Here is a 15,221-nt window from a genome sequence, read left to right on the forward strand (position 1 = left end):
GAAAAACAAGTAATCGAAATGAAAATTAGAAAATTAATCGTCTTTTTAGGCTTGTTGCCACTGTGTGCGCTCGCCCAACAGAAGCAGGCGGTAGAGGTATTTCCTTTATCGGAAGTGCGTTTGCTCGACAGCCCGTTCCGGACGGCCATGATGACCGACATGGACTACATCCTGGCTTTGGATATGGACCGGCTGTTAGCTCCATATTTAAAAGAGGCAGGTCTTCAACCCAAAGCCGAAAACTACGGCAACTGGGAAAATACCGGACTCGATGGCCACATTGGCGGCCATTATTTGTCGGCCCTGGCGAAAATGTATGCCGCTACCGGCGACCAGCGCATGAAAGACCGCATGGATTACATGTTGTCGGAATTGAAGCGTGCGCAGGATGCCAACGGCGATGGTTATTTGTCGGGCGTTCCCGGCGGAAAAGCCATCTGGAAAGAAATTTCGGAAGGCAAGATTGATGCGGGTTCTTTCAGTTTGAATAAGAAGTGGGTGCCACTTTACAATATTCATAAAATTTACGCCGGCTTGTACGATGCTTATGCCTTTGCTGGCAGTGAGCAAGCCAAAGAAATGCTGATCGGGTTGACCGACTGGGCAATTCATTTGGTGCAAAACCTGTCGGATGAGCAGATTCAGGAGATGCTGCGCAGTGAACACGGCGGCTTGAACGAAATTTTTGCCGACGTGGCAGCCATTACCGGCGACGAAAAATACCTGAAGCTCGCTAAACAGTTCTCACACCGGGCAATTCTGGATCCGTTGATCAAACACGAAGATCAGCTGACGGGCATGCACGCCAATACGCAGATCCCGAAAGTGATTGGTTTTAAAAGAGTAGCCGAGGTTGACGGCGACCAGTCGTGGGCGGATGCGGCGCGTTACTTCTGGGAGAATGTGGTGGACAAACGCTCGGTGTCGATTGGTGGCAACAGCGTGCGCGAGCATTTTCACCCGGTTGATGATTTCAGCTCGATGATTGAGAGTGAACAGGGACCGGAAACCTGCAACACCTACAATATGCTGAAACTGACCAAGCACTTGTTCCTGAGTGATCCGCAGGTGAAATACATGGATTACTACGAGCGGGCGATGTACAATCACATTTTGTCGACAGAAGAACCGGATCACGGCGGTTTTGTGTACTTCACGCCGATGCGTCCGGGGCATTACCGGGTGTACTCGCAGCCGCAAACCAGCTTTTGGTGCTGCGTGGGTTCCGGATTGGAAAATCACACCAAGTATGGCGAGCTGATTTATGCACATTCGGGTGAAGATGTCTATGTCAACCTGTTCATTCCTTCAAGCCTGGACTGGCAAGAAAAGGGATTGGAACTAACACAGGAAACCAAATTTCCGGATGCCGAAACCAGCACGTTGACAATCAATCCCAAAAAGAAAAGCGAATTTACCTTGTATGTTCGCTATCCGAAATGGGTTGAAGCCGGAGCGTTGAATGTGACGGTAAATGGAGAACAAGTGGCTGTTGACGGAGCGCCCGGAGAATACGTTGCTTTGAGACGCCACTGGAAAAAGGGCGACAAAGTAGAACTGACTTTGCCTATGCGAACAACTGTTGAACAGTTGCCCGACGGTGAAAGCTACTATTCTATTTTGCACGGCCCAATCGTTTTGGCCGCCAAAACCGATACAACGGATCTGGTTGGTTTGTATGCCGACGATAGCCGTGGCGGGCATATTGCAGCCGGGCCAAAATACCCGTTGAACGAGATGCCGGTTGTGATTGGTTCTGCCGATCAGTTGCCGGCAATGATGAAACCGGTCGACGGGAAGCCGATGACGTTTAGGTTGAACGGCTTGTCGGATGAAAAAACATTGGAGTTGATTCCCTTTTTTCGTGTACATGAATCGCGCTACATCGTTTATTTTAAAGTGGTGAGCAAAGCGGAGCTGAAAGCGATGGAAGAAAAAATGGCCGCTGATGAAGCCGTCCAAAAAGCGCTGGACGAAGCGACCGTTGATTTGGTGTTCCCTGGCGAGCAACAACCGGAATCCGACCATTTTATTCAATCTGAAAATACCAACTCGGGCGTGAACCAGGGGAAACACTGGCGCGACGCAACGGGCTGGTTTAGTTATCAGTTGAACGATAAAGCTGGCGATGCCGGCAAACTGCGCATCATGTACTTTGGACTGGACAACGGCCGAAACTTCAGCATTCGCATCAACGGTGAAAAGTTGGCGGATGTGAGTCTGGATGGAAGTAAAGGTCTCGAATTCTTCACTGTTGATTACAACATTCCGCAGGAGATACTAGACAAGGCTGATGGAAAACTTCGGGTGAAGTTTGAAGCGGCGCCGGGATCTGTTGCCGGCGGAATTTATGAAGTGCGACTGATGAAAAAATAATCTTAAATAGTTTGTTTTGAAATGAAGAGGCTGTCTGAAAAGTCGATAAGAAGAAACTCAGACTTACAAATTGAAAGCTCTAGTTGATTTTACCCCTCCCAACCTCTCCGGCAGCTGCCGGATGGCTTAAAGTCCCCTTCAGGGGATTTAGGGGTCATGTAGCTTGAACGGACTTACAATTTGATAGCATTGAAAAAGCTCTTCAGACTTTTTAGACAGCCTCTTTGTTTTTTGTAGCTTTGAAGCAAACGAAAATAAGCAGCGATGACAAACTTTAATACATTAGCAGCAGATCGATACACTACTAAAAAATACGATCCGACGAAAAAGCTTTCCGACGCGTTGGTGAATGAGTTGAAGGACATTTTACACCTCAGCCCTTCGTCGATCAACAGTCAACCCTGGCGTTTTACCTTTATCAGCGATCCCGAGCTGAAGAACGAGCTGTCGGCCTGTTCTTTTCATAACGACGAAAAAGTACGGGATGCCAGTCATATTGTGGTGTTTAGCGTGATTGATAATATTGAATTGTTTGAAAAGCAGATCTCCGACAACCTGCCCGAAGGTGCGATTGCCTACTACAACAAGAATATTAAACCCGGAACGGAAGCTGAAATTAAGGCATGGATGGCACATCAGGTGTATTTGGCCTTGGGGTTTTTCTTAAGCGCCTGTGCTGCCAAACAGGTGGATTCAACGCCCATGGAGGGAATCGATACGGCAGCGTATGATCGTATTTTGAACATGAAAGATTACAAAACCCTGTTTGCCGTTGCGTTGGGCTATCGGCATGCGGACGATTCCAATCAACCTTCGGTGAAGGGGAAATCACGGATTGACCGGGATAAAATTATTTTTTCGCGATAAGAGAAAAGCCCGGCTGAAATGAGCCGGGCTTTTCAATGAAAGGACTTTCGTGTTAATATTGATTTTTCAGAACCTGCTTGAATTCGGCAGGTTGAGCTTTCAATTCCCCATCTTGTCCAAAGGTTGGACTATACTTGCCTGCAGGAATGTCTCCAATGGTGTACATGTTACAGTTGCGGGCAACAACAATCTCTTTAGTTAATGAAGTTGCCAGCATGCTGCCAACCATATTGCCGAGTATTGTACCCGTATTGACAGACACATTCAAGGTAACATCTCCGGTACGATGGAAGAGAACTTCATCGGTCTTTGTTGATTTGAGCAGGTACTCGATGTTTACGTTAATTTGGGATGCAATGGCTGTTTTTCGCCAATCGTGGATGATGGTAAACAGCACCGCATCAGCACCAAAAAGTTCGCCAACGGGTTTCATCGAATTGTTGATGAACAGCTCTGCATCGTAGGCGCTTTCTTCTTTTAAAATGTCCATCGACAGCAAGGGGGGCATCACATAATAACCGTTTAGCGTGAATGGAACGGCCAGTGAGCTGTAAAATAATTCCTTGGCCTCAACTTTTGTGCTTCGGTTTATCGGCGGTAAAACCAGGATTGCTATCGGTTTCTCCTCGTAAATATTACTGTACGCTTCCGATTTTGGTAACAGTTTGCTGTTGCCGCAGCTTGCAAAAACAACGGCAAGAAGTGCTAAGTATAGGATTTTTTTCATTGTTCGATTCTTTTGATAATTCGGTCGATAAATGGTTTGGATTCAGGATAAAGTACAGTTTCTTTAATCAGGAGTTCTTTGCCCTTGGCGATATCTCCTTTTTTGATCAGGATATAACCATAGTCAGCACAAACGCCCGGAGGCGGTGTCTTGCGGGTTCCTGCCGGTTTTTCGATTAATTTGTCATAAATTTTAGTGAGATCTTCAATGCTGCTTTCATCTGCATTCTTGGTATAAGCATATACAGCATTGTCATAGCCTTTCCAATTGTATAAAGGTTTTTGGGTTGTGCACGACGAAATAGTCAGCATCAGAATAAAGGCAGTTGAAAGGTACTTTAGTTTTTTCATTGCAGTACGATTTTTTTAGTTTCTTGTAGTCCGATAAATATGTTTTCTTCGATCAGCGTGTTGACACCGGAAACCACTTTTATATCGTGTTTACCAGGTGTTATGCTGATTGGATGTGCTTTTCGGATTCGTTTTAGTTTGTATACCTTTTCCACAGGAAACGATTCCCCGTCAACAATAACGGAAACATCCGCGTAGCTTTGTCCATTGGTGACCACTACGATGAACGAGGCGTTGTCTTTACCGGCCGACATGGTGTTGTAAAGATGTGGGCCGCATGCTGTGAACGAAATGATTGCGAAAAAAAAGAATATTAGCTTTTTCATAGGGTTTATTTTTTCTCAACGATGTAATATTGATCTAGTTTAGCGGTGTCAATTTCACCTTCGGTTAAACTGGCAACGGAGACTTCATCCTGAGGAGTTGCTCCCATGGTCATGTCTACTTTTATCGAGGCTACAATTTTTCCGGGTAGTTCGATGTTTAATCCGGTTTGTGGGTTTTTCACCGTTTTTCCTCGTTGCATCACCGCAAAAGTATCCCCTTCTTTGATTCCCTGGGACTGGCCCCCTGAAATGATGAAGCTGCCATCTTCTACGGTCAGAATGTAGGCCTTCCAGGGTTTATCCATACAGCTGTTGATAATGTTTTCAACCAGTTTGGAAATGGCCGCCGAGATCGCCTTGTCGGATAAGGTGGCGTCAAAGTCGGCTGTTTTTCCCAGTCCCATAACACGGCGGTCTTCTGCGGTTGCCTCTCCTTTGGCTTCACCGCTGTAAATAATAATGCCGGTCGATACATCAACAAGGCGCAAGCTTACAGCTGCTTCAACAATTTGTTCCTTGCTGTTTGAGAACATTTTCTGAGTGCCGATCGTTTTGCGGCCGTATTCTGTAATCGAACCGATAATCAGGTAGTCAGCACCAATGTTTTGGGAAACGCCTCCACTCGTGTTTAGCTCTTCCACAATCTTGTCGTAGTCCTGACGTTCGATTAAGAGAAATTTTTCGGACGCAGCCAGCCGGGTCGATAGGATATCGCTGGCTTGTTTGCCCATCGGGTCGTTGTTTTTGTCATAAAAAACACTCTTGGCATATTGCGTTTCATTGGAGAAACGGCCAATTGCGACTTTCCTTTTTAATGCCATTTCATCCTGCGCAAAGCAATCAAAGCTGATCACCAGGGCGAAGAGCATTAACAGGGAGAAAATTTTTTTCATAAAAAATGGAATTTAGTTAATTAATGTGATGTGGTTTTACGGGGTTGTGTTGTTTTTGATACCAAATATCAGGAGGTAATCGTACTCCTCGCTATTGGGTGTGAAAGTTTAGTTGTTGTTTGTTTTTCGATTGATTTTATATCCCGAATATACGGGGTGTTTACGTTTATGCATTGCAAGATATAAATTATAAGTTTATGATATGTTTGAGTTTAGTGAAATTCATAATTCTTTTTATCTCCGGTAGTGTCGAGGCTGTTCGTGGGCTGTTCTGCCGGCTTTTTGTTCCTCTGTTCGGGTGAAAATAAAGAACAGATCCCATAAGTCAGGCAGCCCGCATCCCCGCAAACTTCGGTTTTAGTTAAGTTTGTTGTATGTAAAGCAACGGCTGCTGTTTTCCGGGTTGTTAACCAGCAGCAGTGCCGAAAAGGACCTGTTGTACTTTAGCCAACCGGAATGGAGAGCAGCGGAATATGGCTACCATAAGCCATCATCCGTGTTTTACTGCGATGAACCAGCGAACTCCAGAAACCATGGCGCGAGGGAACCATGATGAGTAAATCGGCCTTTGTTGTTTGGATTTCCTGTTTGATTGAAGCGACAACCTCGCTGGAGATGACATCTTTATACGAAATTTGAAGCTTCGAGAAATCGTTTTTCAACTTTTCCAGTTCGGCAAGCTTCTCATGTACAATCCGGTCAACTTGTTTGTGAACATGAAAAACTTCCACTTCGGCATTAATCTGGCTGGCCATTAGGCGGACTTGTTCAAGCGGCTTTTTCAATATTCCCCGATCCATATCGCAGGCATACAGAATTTTTTTGATGCCCTCGTACTTCGCGTTTAGCGGAACGGCTAAAATGGGTATTGTCAGCTTGTTGATAGCCGCTGTGGTGGTATTGCCCAGCAGATCCTGATCGACCGATTTGCCGGCCATTCCCATGACAACCAAAATGGCCTGGTACTCGTCGATGCAGTGCTGCAGTTCATCCAGAAAGATTCCCGATGTGAAATAGGGGATCACTTCCACATCGCTTTTTAGCTGGAGCTGTTCTGCCTCCTGAATAAGCTTTTGCTTTTCGATATGCATCATGCTGTCGTACGATAATACGGGCAAACGCGCATTTAACGCATGAACCGATATGTTTTTCAGCGAGAACAAAACCACTCGGTAGTTTCTGAGCCGTGCTAAAGGAAGCATATAATCTGTTGCATTTCGGGCTTCCGGCGAAAAATCACTTGCTATAATAATTGTTTGCATAGTACTGTTTTTTTTGAATCTGTTCACGAAAAATTCCTTTGATGTCGTTAAGTTAAAAAATAGGAAGATAAATAATGCTAATGTTGGATAGGTTTTAAAACAGCTGACATCGCCGCAGGCTTGGGTGAATATGAGTTTGATCAGGCTGTTGGTGCGGCAGATTTCGTATTTTAGCGCTTCTTTTGAAAAAATTAACAGAAAATAGAATGATCATGAAAAAATGGCTCATGCTTGCCGGCCTGGCGCTGCCTTTTGCAGGCTTTGCTCAAAGCATCGACCAGCAACAGCTGGAAACAATCCGATCGACTTTTGTAAAGGACAATTACACGGTAGGAATGCAAAACGCACTATCCTCGAATCCGGTTACCAAACTGGCCTGGAGTCGGGAAAATGAAGGAACAACGGACCACTATTTTACTTATCGCGTGAATGTGTCGGGCATCACCGATCAGAAAAGCTCGGGACGTTGCTGGCTGTTTACCTCGCTGAATGTATTCCGCCCGATGGCAATGGAACATTTTAAGGTGGGCGAGTTCGAGTTTTCGCAGAACTACCTTTACTTCTGGGATTTGTTCGAGAAGGCGAACCTTTTTCTAAATAACATTGTGGCGACGGCCGATCGTGGTTTCGACGATGAAAAAGTGCGTTGGTACCTGAGCTCCCCTGTCGATGACGGTGGGCAATGGATCAACTTTGTGAACCTGGCCAACAAGTACGGTATGGTGCCCCGCGAGGCGATGGAAGAAACCTACTCGAGCGAAAATACAAGCTGGATGACCAAGCTGCTGAAACGCAAACTGCGTGAGCAGGCCCTGGAGTTGCGCGATATGAAGAATGAGGGGAAAAGTGCAAAGCAGATAGAAGCACGCAAGCTAGAAATGCTAAGCATCGTTTACCGCATGTTGGCATTGAACCTGGGCGAACCGCCGGTTGAGTTCGAGTATCGTTACAAGGATAAAGACGGTAATCTGTCGGAGGCGAAAATGTATACGCCAAAGTCATTCATGAAGGAGGTGTTGGGCGATATTCAACTAAGCGATTATGTGATGCTGATGAACGACCCGACCCGCCCGTACTGGAAACACTACGAAGTGGAAAACTACCGCAATGTGCAGGAAGGTGAAAACTGGCATTATGTGAATTTGCCCAACGAGGTGATTAAACAATTTTGCATCGAATCGATTAAGAGCAACGAGGCCATGTACGCATCCTGCGATGTGGGCAAACAGCTGCGCCGTGATTTCGGCCTGTTGGATGTTGACAACTTCAACTACGAAGCGGTGTACGATGTGCCCTTTACCATGAATAAAGCACAACGGATTGAAACCAAAGATAGTGGTTCGAGCCACGGCATGGCGCTGGTTGCGGTAGAAGTAGACAAAGATGAGAAGCCTTTGAAATGGCAGTTCGAAAACAGCTGGGGTGCTAAAGCCGGCGAAAAAGGCTACCTCACCTTTACCGATCGCTGGTTCGATGAGTACATGTTCCGCATTGTGGTGAATAAAAAATACATCAGCTCCAAAGTGTTGGATATTTACGGCGAGAAAGCTGAGATGCTTCCGCCCTGGGATCCGATGTTCTAAGCTGGTCAAAATTTAAAACAGGCAAAGCTGTTCCTCCGGGGGCGGCTTTTGCCATTTTTAGCACAATCCGATAAGCCTGGCAATCCACTGAATGAGCTTGTATGCCGGAGCACCAACCAAACAATCCGGACAACGGTTGAAAGTAAACAGGCAATCAACCAAATCGGTGAATAAATGAAACAGCAACCCGAGACCAATTAGGTTGAATGGCTTTCGGAAAAACAGTAAAACAAGGTAAGCTGCCATGGCATAATACGAGTGCAAAGGATGAAAACCAATGCTGCATCGGTTAGCCTGAAAGATGGGCGTGGCCAGCAAATGATCCAGATCGACCAGCATGGTCAAAAGGAAAATGAGATACACTCTTTTCCACTCCTTGCGAAAGAACAGCCAGGCAATGAACGCCGGAAATGCCAGGTGTAAAAAGTAGTGAATGAATGTCTGCATAAAATATTGCTGGGACTGAGCGTTCAAATTAGCTGGCAAGTTATCCAAATAATTCAATCTCTCGCCGAAACCTTTCTGCTGTTTTTTCTATCTTCCCGCCACCAAACAAAATTAACAATGCAACGAAAAGTCTATTTTCTGTCAACATGCGATACCTGTAAACGAATTATGAAAGAGGTTGGCGTGGACGACAGCTTCGAGCAACAAGATATTAAATTCCACCCGGTGACTGAGGAGCAAGTCGAAGCGTTTTACAAGCATACCGGTAGCTATGAAGAACTCATCAACAAACGCGCCCGCAAGTTGAAGGACGTGTTGGCCGAAAATCCGGTAAGCGAGGATGTTGATTATAAAAAGCTCTTGCTGATGGATTATACCTTTCTGAAGCGCCCTGTCTTTGAAATTGGCGGCAAGCTGTTCGTCGGTAATGCAAAGAAAACCGTTGAGGCAATTAAGGCGGCATTGTTGTTCGCAAAGTAACTGTGGTTGTCCGCAAAGCAACTGCGGTCGTTCGCAGAGTAACTGTGGTTGTCCGCAAAGCAACTGCGGTCGTTCGCAGAGTAACTGCGGTTGTTCGCAAAGCAACTGCGGTCGTTCGAAGAGCAACTTCGGCTGTTCGCAGAGCAACTTCGGTCGTTCGCAGAGCAACTACGGTCGTTCGCAAAGCAACTTCGGTCGTTCGCTGGCCGGCTCATCGTCTTTCCTGGTCGGCAATATTGTTTGAAGGATGTTTTTATTCAGAACGAAAACAGACAGCGTTCGGCTAGCTCGGCTGTAAGCAATCCCGCACAGCTTTCCTGCTCTTTAAAGATATCCTGTAAGTTTTCTGCGCCTTATCCTTTAGATGTTATGAATATAAACCGAGGTCATGCTCAGCGAGCCAGCCATCGTTTTGTCATTGAAGAGTGAAACCGCTTCTTTATCGCCTTTCAACCCTAACACATAAAGTAAGGGCAAATAATGATCGGGCGAGGGGATGGCCAGTTTGAAGGCAGTTCCCTGTTGCTCGTATTGAATCAGCGGCTGATGGTTTCCCGAAAGAATCCATTCATTCATTTTCGCGCGTGCTTCTTCGGCCCAATCGAATCCATAGCCGATGTCGTTCATGCGTTGCCAGTCAATCATCCGAAGGTTGTGCACCAGGTTCCCGCTACCAATGATCAATACACCTTTACGGCGCAATGCAGCCAGTTCCCGTCCCAAATTGTAATGGTATTGCGGTCCTTTGGTGTAGTCGATACTCATTTCAATAACCGGAATATCCGCTTCCGGGTAAAGGTGTTTGATCACACTCCACGCTCCGTGATCGAGGCCCCATTGGTCGGTCAGGGCGGCATCGGTCGTCGTGATCAGCTGCTGAACTTCGCTGGCCAGTTCCGGGCTACCGGGGGCCGGGTACTGTACATCGTACAGCGCTTGCGGAAAGCCGCCAAAGTCGTGAATGGTTTCCGGCTGCTCCATCGCTGTCAGAAAAGTTCCGCGGGTTTCCCAATGTGCCGAAATACACAAAATGGCCTTGGGCTTTTCAAATTTTGTACTGATGTTGCGGAAGCCTTCTGTAAACTCATTCTGCTCGATGGCGTTCATCGGGCTTCCGTGTCCCAAAAACAGCAGGGGCATCAGCTCCGTGCTGCCGAAGGACGATGTTATTTTGTTGAACTCATTCAGTTTCATCGCTGCTCCGGTAAAAGGAAGTAAGGACAGGGTTTTCAAAAAATGTTTTCGTTCCATACTTCTGTTTCATCTGCTAATAATCTCTGACAATTGCGTGTAGTTAAAACAGCGATCCCGGATTTATGTTCGTTGATTATTCAGCTCTCCAGTGAGCCCTTTGCTGCGTCTCGTTGACTGCAGGTTTGTCGGAAAGATGGCTTAGGCTACAGAAAACAATGGGAAAAAGTGAAGTTCGGAATGAACTTATGGCCCGCTTTTTTGTCGTAATAAGAGATTTTTTAATCTTTTTCTGTTTAAAGAGAGCATGGAGAAAATTAAACACAATTATTCCACAGAAGAGGTCTCGGACGCGAATACGAAGGAGAGTGAGTACCTCGCGGTGATCGCTGAATTTCATCGGCGAGTGGCTGCGGTTACTTCGCATGGTTCGGCAAAAGCGGTCGGGAAGCACCGGGAGCGAGGCAAGTTGCTGGCTCGTGAGCGCATCGACTTGCTGGTTGATCCGCGTACTCCTTTTGTCGAACTCTCATCGTTTGCTGCGTACGGGCAATATGGCGATGCTTTTCCTTCAGCCGGAATTGTTACCGGTATCGGCATGGTGCACGGGCGCGAGTGTATGATCGTGGCCAACGATGCAACCGTGAAGGGAGGAACTTACATTCGCGAAACCATCAAAAAACATATTCGGGCACAGGAGATTGCAATGCAAAATCAGTTGCCCTGCATTTATTTGGTTGACTCGGGCGGAATCTTTTTGCCGGAACAGGCACAGGTATTCCCTGATCGTTTCGACTTTGGACGCGTGTTCTTTAACCAGGCTCGTTTGTCGGCTGAAGGCATTCCGCAAATTGCGGTTGTCATGGGCTCGTGTACGGCTGGTGGCGCTTATGTGCCTGCTATATGCGACGAAACCATTATCGTTCGCAACCAAGGCACAATCTTTATTGGCGGACCGCCGTTAGTGAAAGCTGCAACGGGCGAAGAAGTTTCGGCTGAAGATCTGGGTGGTGGCGATGTGCACACAAAGATCTCCGGAGTTGCTGACCATTTGGCCGACGACGATGTGCATGCCTTGCGTATATGTCGCGATCTGGTTTCTGGTTTGCCGCGCGTGAAAAAGCGGGAGATCGATCTGGAAAAGGTGATTGAGCCATCGGAGCCTGCCGAGGAATTGTACGACTTTTTGTCGACCGACCTGAAGAAGCCAATTAATGTGTTGGCAATTGCCACGCGTTTAGTCGATGGAGACAGTTTTCAGGAATTTAAAGCCGAATACGGAAAAACCTTATTGACGGGTTTTGCCCGCATTAAAGGAATTCCGGTTGGCATTTTGGGTAACCAAAGTTTCCTGACAGCAGAGGCCGCCCGCAAAGGAGCCCACTTTATTCAATTGTGCAATCAACGACAAATACCGCTTTTGTTCCTGCAGAACATCAGTGGTTTTATTGTCGGTAAAAAATATGAACACGAAGGTATCGCCCGCGACGGTGCGAAGCTGATCAATGCGGTTGCGAACTCGTCGGTGCCTAAAATTACCCTGGTGATTGGAGGCTCCTTTGGTGCCGGTAATTATGCGATGGCAGGGCGTGCTTACGATCCCGACTTTTTGCTGATGTGGCCGCATTCGCGTATTGCCGTGATGGGTGGCGAGCAGGCGTCGGGCGTGTTGCAAACCATTGGTGGAAGCGGCAAGGACAATAGCCTGATCGAGCAATTCGATGAGGAAAGTACGGCCTATTATAGCTCATCGCGGCTATGGGATGACGGAATTTTTGATCCTGTCGATACCCGCGATTTGTTGGCTTTCCTGTTTCGTGTAACCTTGAACCAGCCCATCAGGGAAGCCCGCTACGGCGTGTTCAGAATGTAAAAAGGGGAGGTTATGAAAGAGTTTAAAAATATTATCGTGCAAATTGATAACAACAAGGCGACCATCTTGTTGAATCGTCCAAAGCAACATAACGCGCTGAATCCGGAGTTGATTTCGGACATGCATGAAGCGTTGGAAGAGTTGGAGGGAAATGATCAGGTGCATTTTGTGGTTTTTGCCGGCGAAGGACGCTCGTTTTGCGCCGGGGCCGACATCAGTTGGTTTGCCAATGCTGTGAACCGAGAAAAGTCGGAAAACTGGCAGGAGTATCTGCAGATGGCCGATTTGCTAAAGAAAATATACAACTACCCGAAGGTGACCATTGCTGCGGCGCACAAAAATGTGTTGGGCGGTGCCAACGGTTTGGTGGCCGCCTGCGATTTTGCAGTTGCCGAAAAGTCGACCGCGTTTGCTTTTGGCGAGGTGAAGCTGGGAATTATCCCGGCAACCATTCTGCCTTTTGTCGCCAAACGTCTTTCAACACAGAACCTGAAAAAGCTGATGTTCTCGGGTGAGCGGATTTGGACAGCTGAAGCGCAGACAATCGGTTTGGTTGATTTTGTTGCGGAAGACGGTCGCCGTTGGGAAGTCGTGAATAAATTGATTTCCGAACTGCAGCAGGTTTCTCCGAACGCATTAAAAGCTTGCAAAAATTTGGTTTTAAAAGTAGACTCGGGCGAAGTGAACACCGATAGCAGTGAATACACGGCGGCAGTGTTAGCCGAATTAGTTGAATCGGAAGAAGGTCAGGAAGGACTGCGAGCATTCCTCGAAAAACGAAAACCCGACTGGTCTGCATTAAAAATTAGCGAGAATTGAGACGAAGATTTCATAAAATACTCATTGCCAACCGGGGCGAAATCGCCGTTCGGATCATTCGTACGGCCCGCCGACTGGGAATTCGCACGGTGGCCGTTTACACGTCGGATGATGCGCAATCGCTTCATCTGGCTTTGGCTGATGAAGCTTTTTTGTTGGAAGGAAGCCTGTTGGCCGAAACCTATTTGAATCAACAGAAATTGGTTGAACTGGCGAAACAGGCCGGAGCTGATGCTATTCATCCGGGCTACGGATTCCTATCGGAGAATGCTGCTTTTTCAGCTTTGGTTGAAACGGCCGGTATTGCTTTTATTGGCGCAACTCCTGAACAGATTAAATTGATGGGCGAGAAAACCCGTGCCATCGATTTTGTGAAGAAATTGGGAGTGCCGGTTTTGCCGGGGCTTCGTGGAACTGTTGACGAAATTCTCGAAAATATCGGGCAACTTGATTTCCCCGTTTTAGTGAAAGCTGCTGCCGGTGGCGGTGGCAAAGGCATGCAGATCGTGAGTAAGGCTGATGATTTGGCCGCAGCTTTGGAGCAGGCGCAACGTCAGGCTTTGGAGTATTTTTCCAATGGCGAGCTGTTCGTTGAAAAGTATTTGCCTCAGGCACGTCACGTGGAAGTGCAACTGATGGGCGATGGAGCCGGAAATGCCGTTCACCTTTTTGAGCGCGATTGCAGCTTGCAGCGCCGTTACCAGAAAGTTGTGGAAGAAGCGCCTGCCGCGAACTTGTCGGATGAAACGCGCGTCAGTCTGCATCAAAACGCTTTGGCAATTGCAAAAGCATCGGAATACCGCGGAGCAGGAACAATTGAGTTTTTGGTGGATGAGCAGCAAAACTGTTGGTTCCTCGAGATGAATACCCGCCTGCAGGTTGAGCATCCGGTGACTGAAATGATCACCGGTTTGGATTTGGTGGAATGGCAATTGGAGATCGCCGCCGGAAATGGATTGCCTTTGGCACAGGATGACATTCAGGCTTGCGGACATGCAATCGAAGTTCGTATTTGCGCCGAAGACCCGGCACATCATTTTGTTCCTTCATCGGGAAAAATTACGGCAGTGCAAAACTCGGAACGGGCGCGTTGGGATAGCTTCGTTTCGGAAGGATGTCAGCTTTCGCCTGCCTACGACAGCATGCTTGGTAAGCTGATCGTTTACGGCGCAACTCGCGAGCAGGCGATCGCGGAAATGAGTCGTTCGCTGGATTTGCTTTTGCTGGGCGGCATTAAAACCAACCAGGCTTTTTTGAAAGTCTTGGTTCAACAGGAAGCATTCCGTAAGATGACCGTTCATACAAAATATATTGAACAAAATTTATCTGAGCTGTTGGCCCAGTTGGAGGTTCGCAGAACGGAAGTCTCTCCTGCGGTACCGGCGGTCGCATACATTTTGTATCACTTTTATGGTGTTGAAGATGGTTCAAATGAATTGGGCTACTGGCGATTAAGTCCGAACTTCGAGATTGAGGTTGACGGCCAGGCAGTGCAGCTTCTGGTTCGAAAACAGAAAAAAGGATATTTATTTCAGTACAAAAATGAACCGCTTTTCGTCAGCGATGTTCTTTACAATAATTATTGCGTTTCTTTTAACCTAAACGGAAAAAAACAGGACGTCTTTTGGAATGAAAAAGAGAATCTGACTGAAATCCAGTCGCAGACTTTCCGTTTTGAATTGAAGAGTAAGCAAGTGCCTGGTCAGGTGAGTTTAAACAGGCAAACGTCCGCCTTGAACGGCGAGTTGCAGTCGCGTATTGTGGCTGATTTGTTCGGCAAGGTCGTTGACGTGTTTGTGTCTCCCGGCGATCAACTGATCAAAGGTCAGAATTTGCTGGTTATTGAGTCGATGAAGACGGAATTCACGATTCAAAGTCCGGTGGATGCGGTGGTGAAGAATATTCACGTGACCAAAGGCAAAATCGTTCAGGATAAAGAAATATTAGTCGATTTGGAAGCTCGCTCCTAAGCGGGTTTCAATCATCATATTTGCCCTGTGGCAAACAACTAAAGTGAGAATAGGTCA

General features: G+C 47.0%; 14 protein-coding genes. 7 read left to right on the forward strand and 7 right to left on the reverse strand.

What is annotated here, in order from left to right; all coding sequences use genetic code 11:
* The first annotated feature begins 18 nt into the window (after positions 1 to 18).
* Complete coding sequence (locus tag C8N47_RS08300) at positions 19 to 2,376, forward strand: glycoside hydrolase family 127 protein (protein ID WP_107822088.1); 2,358 nt, start codon at positions 19 to 21, stop codon at positions 2,374 to 2,376.
* Positions 2,377 to 2,640: 264 nt separating this feature from the next.
* Positions 2,641 to 3,243: an NAD(P)H-dependent oxidoreductase gene (locus C8N47_RS08305; RefSeq protein WP_107822089.1), complete on the forward strand. Its 603-nt coding sequence runs from the start codon at positions 2,641 to 2,643 to the stop codon at positions 3,241 to 3,243.
* A 52-nt stretch (positions 3,244 to 3,295) separates the two neighbouring features.
* On the opposite strand, the gene C8N47_RS08310 is transcribed toward C8N47_RS08305, so the two are convergent.
* The 5 genes from C8N47_RS08310 to C8N47_RS08330 form a co-directional block, all read right to left on the reverse strand.
* Positions 3,296 to 3,970 carry a GNA1162 family protein gene (locus tag C8N47_RS08310; RefSeq protein ID WP_107822090.1) on the reverse strand — a complete coding sequence of 225 codons (675 nt, stop codon included), beginning with the start codon at positions 3,968 to 3,970 and terminating at the stop codon, positions 3,296 to 3,298.
* Entirely contained in the window at positions 3,967 to 4,320 is a 354-nt protein-coding gene (locus C8N47_RS08315; protein WP_107822091.1) for a DUF4810 domain-containing protein, read from the reverse strand. The genes C8N47_RS08310 and C8N47_RS08315 overlap by 4 nt, the downstream gene beginning before the upstream one ends.
* A complete protein-coding gene (locus C8N47_RS08320; protein ID WP_146161471.1) occupies positions 4,317 to 4,646 on the reverse strand; it encodes a hypothetical protein in 330 nt (109 codons plus the stop codon). Before C8N47_RS08320 ends, C8N47_RS08315 begins: the two co-directional genes overlap by 4 nt.
* Before the next feature lie 5 nt (positions 4,647 to 4,651).
* On the reverse strand, positions 4,652 to 5,539 hold the full coding sequence (locus C8N47_RS08325) for a CsgG/HfaB family protein (protein ID WP_107822093.1): 888 nt from the start codon (positions 5,537 to 5,539) through the stop codon (positions 4,652 to 4,654).
* 443 nt (positions 5,540 to 5,982) lie between these two features.
* Positions 5,983 to 6,801 (reverse strand): universal stress protein, encoded by an 819-nt coding sequence (locus tag C8N47_RS08330; RefSeq protein ID WP_107822094.1) that lies wholly within the window; start codon positions 6,799 to 6,801, stop codon positions 5,983 to 5,985.
* A 212-nt stretch (positions 6,802 to 7,013) separates the two neighbouring features.
* Between C8N47_RS08330 and C8N47_RS08335 the strand changes: the two genes are divergently transcribed.
* Entirely contained in the window at positions 7,014 to 8,384 is a 1,371-nt protein-coding gene (locus tag C8N47_RS08335; RefSeq protein WP_107822246.1) for a C1 family peptidase, read from the forward strand.
* 57 nt (positions 8,385 to 8,441) lie between these two features.
* Here the strand turns inward: C8N47_RS08335 and C8N47_RS08340 are convergent, their stop codons facing one another.
* The gene (locus tag C8N47_RS08340) at positions 8,442 to 8,831 is read right to left on the reverse strand and encodes a DUF6122 family protein (protein WP_107822095.1); all 390 of its coding nucleotides are present in this window, start codon (positions 8,829 to 8,831) and stop codon (positions 8,442 to 8,444) included.
* 117 nt (positions 8,832 to 8,948) lie between these two features.
* Here C8N47_RS08340 and C8N47_RS08345 point away from each other — a divergent pair, with 117 nt between their 5' ends.
* Positions 8,949 to 9,311 carry an arsenate reductase family protein gene (locus tag C8N47_RS08345; RefSeq protein ID WP_107822096.1) on the forward strand — a complete coding sequence of 121 codons (363 nt, stop codon included), beginning with the start codon at positions 8,949 to 8,951 and terminating at the stop codon, positions 9,309 to 9,311.
* A gap of 360 nt (positions 9,312 to 9,671) precedes the next feature.
* Here C8N47_RS08345 and ygiD read toward each other — a convergent pair whose 3' ends face one another.
* Positions 9,672 to 10,562, reverse strand: a complete 891-nt coding sequence (gene ygiD, locus C8N47_RS08350) for a 4,5-DOPA-extradiol-dioxygenase (RefSeq protein ID WP_211316078.1) — start codon at positions 10,560 to 10,562, stop codon at positions 9,672 to 9,674.
* 247 nt (positions 10,563 to 10,809) lie between these two features.
* On the opposite strand from ygiD, the gene C8N47_RS08355 reads away from it, so the two are divergent.
* Genes C8N47_RS08355 through C8N47_RS08365 form a run of 3 tightly spaced genes read left to right on the forward strand, consistent with a single transcriptional unit; the run spans position 10,810 to position 15,164 of the window.
* On the forward strand, positions 10,810 to 12,375 hold the full coding sequence (locus C8N47_RS08355; RefSeq protein ID WP_107822097.1) for a carboxyl transferase domain-containing protein: 1,566 nt from the start codon (positions 10,810 to 10,812) through the stop codon (positions 12,373 to 12,375).
* 12 nt (positions 12,376 to 12,387) lie between these two features.
* Positions 12,388 to 13,194, forward strand: coding sequence for an enoyl-CoA hydratase-related protein (locus C8N47_RS08360; RefSeq protein ID WP_107822098.1), 807 nt, complete (start codon positions 12,388 to 12,390; stop codon positions 13,192 to 13,194).
* A complete protein-coding gene (locus tag C8N47_RS08365; protein WP_107822099.1) occupies positions 13,191 to 15,164 on the forward strand; it encodes an acetyl/propionyl/methylcrotonyl-CoA carboxylase subunit alpha in 1,974 nt (657 codons plus the stop codon). The genes C8N47_RS08360 and C8N47_RS08365 overlap by 4 nt, the downstream gene beginning before the upstream one ends.
* Positions 15,165 to 15,221: the final 57 nt, after the last annotated feature.

The sequence above is a fragment of the Mangrovibacterium marinum genome, assembly GCF_003046625.1.
Classification (GTDB): Bacteria; Bacteroidota; Bacteroidia; order Bacteroidales; family Prolixibacteraceae; genus Mangrovibacterium; species Mangrovibacterium marinum.

Bases quoted from the DNA above. Each gene is read 5' to 3' on its own strand.
- C8N47_RS08355 (WP_107822097.1), top strand. From the start codon at position 10,810: ATGGAGAAAATTAAACACAATTATTCCACAGAAGAGGTCTCGGACGCG.
- C8N47_RS08315 (WP_107822091.1), bottom strand. From the start codon at position 4,320: ATGAAAAAACTAAAGTACCTTTCAACTGCCTTTATTCTGATGCTGACT.
- C8N47_RS08310 (WP_107822090.1), bottom strand. From the start codon at position 3,970: ATGAAAAAAATCCTATACTTAGCACTTCTTGCCGTTGTTTTTGCAAGC.
- C8N47_RS08305 (WP_107822089.1), top strand. From the start codon at position 2,641: ATGACAAACTTTAATACATTAGCAGCAGATCGATACACTACTAAAAAA.
- ygiD (WP_211316078.1), bottom strand. From the start codon at position 10,562: ATGGAACGAAAACATTTTTTGAAAACCCTGTCCTTACTTCCTTTTACC.
- C8N47_RS08360 (WP_107822098.1), top strand. From the start codon at position 12,388: ATGAAAGAGTTTAAAAATATTATCGTGCAAATTGATAACAACAAGGCG.
- C8N47_RS08335 (WP_107822246.1), top strand. From the start codon at position 7,014: ATGAAAAAATGGCTCATGCTTGCCGGCCTGGCGCTGCCTTTTGCAGGC.
- C8N47_RS08320 (WP_146161471.1), bottom strand. From the start codon at position 4,646: ATGAAAAAGCTAATATTCTTTTTTTTCGCAATCATTTCGTTCACAGCA.
- C8N47_RS08325 (WP_107822093.1), bottom strand. From the start codon at position 5,539: ATGAAAAAAATTTTCTCCCTGTTAATGCTCTTCGCCCTGGTGATCAGC.
- C8N47_RS08345 (WP_107822096.1), top strand. From the start codon at position 8,949: ATGCAACGAAAAGTCTATTTTCTGTCAACATGCGATACCTGTAAACGA.
- C8N47_RS08300 (WP_107822088.1), top strand. From the start codon at position 19: ATGAAAATTAGAAAATTAATCGTCTTTTTAGGCTTGTTGCCACTGTGT.
- C8N47_RS08330 (WP_107822094.1), bottom strand. From the start codon at position 6,801: ATGCAAACAATTATTATAGCAAGTGATTTTTCGCCGGAAGCCCGAAAT.
- C8N47_RS08340 (WP_107822095.1), bottom strand. From the start codon at position 8,831: ATGCAGACATTCATTCACTACTTTTTACACCTGGCATTTCCGGCGTTC.